Here is a 7,237-nt window from a genome sequence, read left to right as displayed (position 1 = left end):
CAGCGTCTCCTCACAGAACCGGGCCACCTCGTCGAACAAATCACCCTGATGATCAGCACGCCCCAGCGTCACCCACCGATCCTCCCGCATCAGGCCGCCGGACCGGGCGACCGCCACGCGAAAGACACCAGCCACCTAGATGGCGGCCGGACATCCCGGCTACTGCCGACGCCCCGCGAAACCCGCGAACAGGGCGTCGCGCGCCTTTGTGGTGTCGCCCGGACAGGTGAAAAGCGGCTCTGCGCAGATGCCTCGGTAACGATGCGGAGTCGCAAACGATACCTTTAGAGTGGCGATCATCACGCTGCGCACGCGAACGGTTCCGGGGGGTTTCCCGACGTGGGTTGGTTTGATCGACTGCGCCGTCGACGGTCACGGCGCCAGGCGGAGCCGCCGACGCAACCATTTGCCCGACCAGTCGCGGCACCGGCACACGTCGCGCCCAGGCCCCAGCCGAGCCGCGCAATCCCGCAGGTAGCACCCCCGACGTCCCCGCTGACAGCGTCAGAGCCGACTTTCGCCGTTCCGACACCGCCCCGGCCATCGAGCGAGCACGCGACCCCGGCGGCTCCCGCCCGGAACACGCCCCCATTGCAGAGCGCGCCTCGGGATCGGCCTGCATCCGTGCCGCAGCGGCCGCCCGTTCGTCCTGCCGTCGCGACCGGGATCCCGGTCGGTGGTAGGGCCAGGTGGATCCCCAGCGGTCAGGACATGGAAGTCGGCGGGTACGCGATTCCAGGCGGAATGCTGTATGTCGGTTCTGGTCTGCGCGCCGCGACGGGCGATGTGGAGCCCGCGCTGATCGATCCGGCGCTGCGGATCAACAAACGCAACCCCGATCTCTGCGGTCAGGGGATGGACTACTGGCCGTCGTACAGCACGATTCCACCGGCCTGCCGCGCGGCCTACCTGGCATGGCTCGCCGGCGGCCGCTCGGATCCGCGCGCCTACATCGGCTACGTGTTCCTGTACTTCTACGGCCTGGAGCGGCTGGTGCTGATCGACGCGCCGCGGCATGCGCCGTTGCGCCACGGGGTCCCTGCGGCGACCGCCGAGGTGTGCCGGCTCCTCCAGGTCTACGGCGAGAATAGGTCGTTCGGCTCCTACGCCAGCAGCTTCCTGGAGCTGCTCGCGATGCTCGACCTCGACCCGCCTGCGACGGCAGCCGGCCCGCCGCCCGAGCGCGCGCCGCAACACTGGGAGGCGCCGGTCGCGCTGCGAGCCGGGCTCGGCTGGTTCGCCCAGCACGGTCGGCCGGTGCCGGCCGATTGGGCACTGGCCTGGGCGTGGTACCACCCGAGCATCTATGCCCGGACGCCCCAGACCCGGTGTCGGGAGGAGTTCGACGCCCTTTTCCGCATTCGCTACCCGCAGCCAGGACTTCGTCCGCGCGCGGGGCGCACCCGCCTCGGCCTCTATTACCGGCCGGCGAGCGCCGGCATCCCCTCACGCCACGTCGAGCTCCCCGACGTGCCCGACGTGCTCGAACAGGCGGCGCCGACCCGCAAACTCGCACAGCTCGTCGATGCTGTGACCGGTGAACTCGACCCCTACAGCCGCTGGCTAGGTCGCCATCCCGAGGGCCGGGGCACGCTTGCGGCCGCGGCGCTGCTGCCGAACGAGCTGATCGGCCATGCCGGCGCCGAACTCAACGTCCTGCGGACCTGGCTGGATCAGCGGCTGGGCGGGCGGGACCGCGTCCCGGTCAATGCAGCCGAGCTGATCGAGCACTGGCCGACCGCGCGGCCAGACAAGATGACGCGCGCTGAGGCGGTGTCGTTCGCCCAGCTGCTCGGCAGGCTCGGGGTCGGGGTCGAACCGGACGTCCGCCTCCTTGGCCCCCCACTCGCCCCCGGTCCCGCTGTTCTGTTCCGCATTGACGCGGACGCGCCGCATGTCGCTTCACCTGCCTACGCCGCCGCGACGACGCTGATGCACCTCGCGGTGGCGGTCGGCGCGGCCGACGGCTCGGTCACTCCGGACGAGCACGACCATCTCCTGCGACACCTCGAGTCCGCGCTGCATCTCACTGGGGCGGAGCGACGGCGACTGGAGGCCCACCTGGACTGGCTGCTGGTGTCGGAGGTGAAGCTCACCGGTTTGAAGAAGCGGCTCGGGGTGCTCGACGTCGCCCAGGGCGCCGCGATCGGCGACTTCCTCCTCACCGTGGCCGTGGCGGACGGAGTGATCTCCCCAGGAGAGGTCCGTACCCTGACCAAGATCTACAAGCTGCTTGGGCTGGATCCGCAGAGCGTTCCGGCACGACTGCACCAACGGCTCACCGCAGCCCGACCAGCGCCGGCCACGGACCCCGTCACGGTCCGACCCGCGCGCGCCGGATCGGCCGGCTATGCCATACCGGCCGCGACGCATCGGCAGGCTCAGGCAGGGCTCGTCCTAGATGAGGCGGCGATCGCGGCCAAGCTCGCCGAGACCGCGCAGGTGTCGGCGCTGCTCGCGGACATTTTCACAGAGGACGAACCACTGGCCCCGATTGACGAGAGGCCGGGGACGGATCCAGTGGCGGGCCTGGACTCCGCGCACAGCGGCCTGCTCCGCGCGATGGCAGCCCGGCCGGCGTGGAGCCAGGCCGATTACGTCGCACTTGCACAACAGTTCGGCGTCCTGCCAGCCGGCGCCCTCGACGTGATGAACGACGCCGCGCTCGAGGCATGCGGCGAACCCGTCGCCGAGGGCGACGACGAAATCGAGCTGAATCCCGAAGCACTACAGGAGCTGCTGCGATGACCCAGGCCACCACCCCCATTCGTCCCCGCGAGCGCGACGCGGTGATCCAATCGCTGCGGGCCGGCACGGTGCCGCGCGTCGGGCAGGCCCACATCCAGGTCGGGCGCGTGGCCGAGGTGCAGGCGCTGCTCGCCGACATCACCCGGATCGCCGATGGCGGGTCGGGCAGCCGATTCGTCATCGGCGACTACGGCGCCGGGAAGACCTTCTTCCTCAACCTGGTGCGGTCCGTCGCGCTGGAGAAGCGGCTAGTCACCGTGCACGCGGACCTCTCCCCGGACCGGCGGCTGCAGGCCACCGGCGGCCAGGCCCGCAGCCTGTACGCCGAGCTGATGCGCAACCTGGCCACTCGGGCAAAGCCCGACGGTGCGGCGCTGCCGAGCGTCATCGAGCGCTTTGTCGGTCAGGCCGTCGCCCAGGCCCGGGAGCAGGGGGTGCCCGCAGAGGCGGTGATCCGCGAACGCCTAGCCGCACTCACCGAGCTGACCGGCGGCTACGATTTCGCCGACGTCGTCGCGCGGTACTGGCAGGGCCACGACACCGGCAACGAGCAGCTCACCAGCGACGCAGTGCGGTGGCTCCGCGCGGAGTTCAGCACCCGCACCGACGCGCGAAACGCCCTCGGCGTCCGCACGATCATCGACGACGCCGGATTCTACGACCATCTGAAGCTCATGGCCCGGTTCGTCACCTTCGCCGGCTACGACGGCCTCCTGGTTTGCCTCGACGAGATGGTCAATCTCTACAAGCTCGCCAACACCCAGGCTCGCAACGGCAACTACGAGCAGATCCTGCGCATCGTCAACGACAGCCTGCAGGGCAGCGCCGCCCACCTCGGGTTCCTTTTCGGCGGCACGCCCGACTTCCTGCTCGACACTCGTCGCGGCCTCTACTCCTACCCGGCGCTGCAGTCTCGGCTCGCAGAGAACAGCTTCGCCACCGGCGGGCTCGTCGACCACTCCGGCCCGGTGTTGCGGCTGGCGAACCTCACGCCCGAGGACTACTACGTCCTGCTTATCAAGCTGCGCCACCTTTACGCCGCCGGGGACGAGTCCGCGTACCTCGTCCCGGACGAGGCCCTGACCGCCTATATGCAGCACTGCGCGCAGCGCCTCGGCGACGCCTTCCACCGGACACCGCGGCACACGATCACCGGGTTCCTCAACCTGCTCGCCGTCCTGGAGCAGAACCCGGGCACCGACTGGCCGGCCCACCTCGGGCGCGTCGAGATCCCGGTTGACGTCGACCCTGACCTCGAACCGCTGGACTATTCGGACGATGGGGACGATGACCTCGCCACCGTCAAACTCTGACGCCCAGTCGTCGGCCTACGAGGCGCTGCACCCCCGGATCCGGCGGTGGATCCACGAGCAGGGGTGGCGGCGGCTCCACGAGGCGCAAGAACACGCCGCGACTCCGATCCTCGCTGGTGACCAGGACGTGATCATCACGGCCGCCACGGCCGCCGGGAAGACGGAGGCGGCGTGGCTGCCGATCTGCACCGCCCTGCTGCGCGACGCAGAGCAGGGGCGTGGCCGCGCCGGAGTCAAAGCGCTCTACGTCGCCCCGCTCAAGGCGCTGATCAACGACCAGCACGACCGGTTGAGCCGGCTGTGCGAGCCGCTGGACCTGCCGGTGCACCGCTGGCACGGTGACGTCCCCGGATCGAGGAAGGCCGCGCTCCGGCGGGCCCCGGACGGGCTGCTGCTCATCACTCCCGAGTCCCTGGAGGCGCTGTTCGTCACGTCGGGCACGAAGGTCGGCGCCGTATTGGGTGGCCTGCGCTACGTCGTCGTCGACGAGTTCCACGCGTTCATCGGCACCGAGCGCGGGGCGCAGCTCCAGTCGCTGCTGCACCGCGTCGAGTTGCTCGTCCGGCGCACCCTGCCGCGTATCGCGCTTTCGGCGACGCTCGGCGACTTCACCGCCGCCGCAGGGTTCCTGCGCCCGGGTCGCGGCGACGCCGTACAGGTGATCCACGGAGCCGACGACGGCCGCGAGCTGAAGCTGCTGCTGCGCGGCCACGTCGCCACCGATCCCGGCCGGCCGCGGACCGACGACGAGGAGCCGCGGGACAAGGCGGCGATCGCGGACCACCTGTTCCGGACGCTGCGCGGCACCGACAACCTGGTGTTCGCCCGCTCCCGCTCGGACGTCGAGGAGTACGCCGATCTCCTCGGCCGCCGCGCCGCCGAGCACGCCATCCCGAACACGTTCCTGCCACACCATGGCAATCTCGCCAAGGAACTGCGCGAGCACGTCGAGGCCCGCCTCAAGGACCCGGCGACGCCCGTGTCGGCGATCTGCACGTCCACCCTTGAGATGGGCATCGACATCGGGTCGGTGCACTCGGTTGCGCAGGTGGGGACACCGCCGACCGTGGCGAGCCTGCGCCAGCGGCTCGGCCGGTCCGGTCGCCGAGACGGCGAGGCGGCCGTCCTGCGGCTCTATGTCTCCGAGCCCGAGCTGACAGCGCGGACACCGCCGGCCGACGTGCTGCGCACGGAGCTGGTGCAGACAGCGGCGATGGTCGAGCTGCTGCTCGAGCAGTGGTACGAACCGCCTGACGTCGCCGCCCTGCACCTGTCCACGCTGGTCCAGCAGATGCTGTCGGTGATCGCCCAGCGCAGCGGCGCCCGCGCGGACGCGCTGCACTCCGTGCTGTGCGGCCACGGCCCATTCGCCCGGGTCGACCGGCGCACGTTCCTCGCGCTGCTGCGAGCGATGCACGCCGCCGACCTGATCAGCCAGGCCGCGGACGGGCTGCTGCTGACCGGCGTGGCCGGTGAGCGCCTGGTCAACCACTACAGCTTCTACACGGCGTTCCACACAGCCGAGGAGTACCGCCTCGTCACCGGCGGGCGCACCCTCGGCACGCTGCCGGTCGACTTCCCGGTGGCCGCCGGCACGCTGCTGATATTTGGAGGGCGGCGCTGGCAGGTGCTCGACGTCCACCCACAGGAGAAGGTCATCGACCTCGCCCGATCGTCCGGTGGGCGTGCCCCGGCCTTCACCGGCGGCGGTGCAGAGGTCTCCGACGAGGTCCGCCGCCGCATGGTTCGCATCTACTGCGGCGACGACGTGCCGATCTACCTCGACCGCGTGGCGCAGGAGCTCCTCGGCGAGGGCCGAGCCGCCTTCGCGCGGATGCGGCTCGCCGAGTCCCCGATCGTCGGCTGGGGAAAGGAGACGCTGCTCTTCCCCTTCCGCGGTGACCGGATCGTGAACACGCTTGCCGTGGTGCTCGCTGGGCACGGCCTTGAGGTCGGCCAGGACGGCGCGGCCCTCACTGTCCGCGGAACCAACCCGTTTGGGCTGTGGCACCTCCTGCGTGAGCTTGGCGCCGGGCCCGAGCCGGACCCTGTCGAGCTGGCCGCTGGGGTGGCGATCAAGGAGGCCGACAAGCACGACCGGTACCTCACCGACGAGCTGCTCTCCCTCGGCTACGCCGCGCGCAGCCTCGACGTGCGCGGTGCCTGGGACGCGCTCGCCCGGCTTGCCGACACACCGGCTCCGAGGTGCGACGCAGGTGCCGTGCCGGTCGTCGTGTCGCGGCAGGCCGAGCTGGGCCGCACGCCGTTCGCGGTCGTCGACGTCGCGACGACCGGGATCGCGCCGCATCGCGACGACCGAATAGTCGAGATCGCCGTCGTCCGGACCGGACCGGACGGGACGGTCGAGAGCGAATGGACCACCGTTCTCGACCCCGAACGCGACCCCGGCCCGACCCACGTCCACGGCCTCACCGGTGGCGATGTCGCCGGGGCGCCACGCTTCGCCGAGGTCGCCGACCGTCTTCTCGCCCAGCTCGACGGCGCGGTGGTCGTCGCTCACAACGCCCGCTTCGACCTCGGGTTCCTCGTCGCCGAACTGGAGCTGGCGGGGTATCAGCTTCCGCTGTGGCCGGCGCTGTGCACCCTGGAACTCGCCGAGTTGGTCGGGGCGGAACCCTCGCGTCGTATCGCGGACTGCTGCGCCGCGGAGGGCATCGACGTCGGCGACCGGCGCGAGGCCCTCGGAGATGCCATCGCGGCCGCGCGGCTGCTCGCGATCTACCTGACGCGCGCCCGCACCCACCGCATGTCCTTAGCGGACCTGGGCTGCCACCCGCTCGACCTGCCGCATCCGCGGGCCCGCCGGTCTGCGGCCGGGCCACCGCTGCGTCCCCGGCCGCACAGCCCGGACGTCGCGCAGGAGACCGCCGCCCGACGACAAGCGCACGCCCTCGGACCGGCCGGCCTCGTCGCCCGCACCCGCGCGGCCCGCACCGGAGACACCCGCGGCGACGCGTACCTCGACGTCCTCGACCGCGTCCTCGCCGATGGCGTGCTGACCGACGACGACCTGGCGACGGTGCGGGAGGTCGCGCAGACCTGGGGCCTCTCCGCCGCCCGCATTGACGAGCTGCACGCCTGCTTCCTCGACGAACTGGGTCCGGCCGACCGCGACGTGCTGGCTGCCCGGCTAGGCAAGAACGGGAGGAGCTGAC

Annotated in this window: 3 protein-coding genes; all 3 read left to right on the top strand. The window is 71.2% G+C overall.

The features are described 5' to 3' along the window. Positions 1 to 339 precede the first annotated feature (339 nt). From Q1K26_RS12815 to Q1K26_RS12805, 3 genes are read left to right on the top strand one after another with little or no spacing between them, the layout of a single operon-like run. Positions 340 to 2,748, top strand: coding sequence for a TerB N-terminal domain-containing protein (locus tag Q1K26_RS12815; protein ID WP_363320477.1), 2,409 nt, complete (start codon positions 340 to 342; stop codon positions 2,746 to 2,748). Then, positions 2,745 to 4,061, top strand: a complete 1,317-nt coding sequence (locus tag Q1K26_RS12810) for an ATP-binding protein (protein ID WP_300011109.1) — start codon at positions 2,745 to 2,747, stop codon at positions 4,059 to 4,061. Before Q1K26_RS12815 ends, Q1K26_RS12810 begins: the two co-directional genes overlap by 4 nt. Further along, positions 4,027 to 7,236, top strand: a complete 3,210-nt coding sequence (locus Q1K26_RS12805) for a DEAD/DEAH box helicase (protein WP_363320476.1) — start codon at positions 4,027 to 4,029, stop codon at positions 7,234 to 7,236. Before Q1K26_RS12810 ends, Q1K26_RS12805 begins: the two co-directional genes overlap by 35 nt. Position 7,237: the final 1 nt, after the last annotated feature.

Origin of the sequence: Pseudonocardia sp., from assembly GCF_029263155.1 — a bacterium.
GTDB lineage: Bacteria > Actinomycetota > Actinomycetes > Mycobacteriales > Pseudonocardiaceae > Pseudonocardia.
This window is presented reverse-complemented; position numbering and strand designations above follow the sequence as displayed.

Bases quoted from the DNA above. Each gene is read 5' to 3' on its own strand.
- Q1K26_RS12810 (WP_300011109.1), top strand. From the start codon at position 2,745: ATGACCCAGGCCACCACCCCCATTCGTCCCCGCGAGCGCGACGCGGTG.
- Q1K26_RS12805 (WP_363320476.1), top strand. From the start codon at position 4,027: ATGGGGACGATGACCTCGCCACCGTCAAACTCTGACGCCCAGTCGTCG.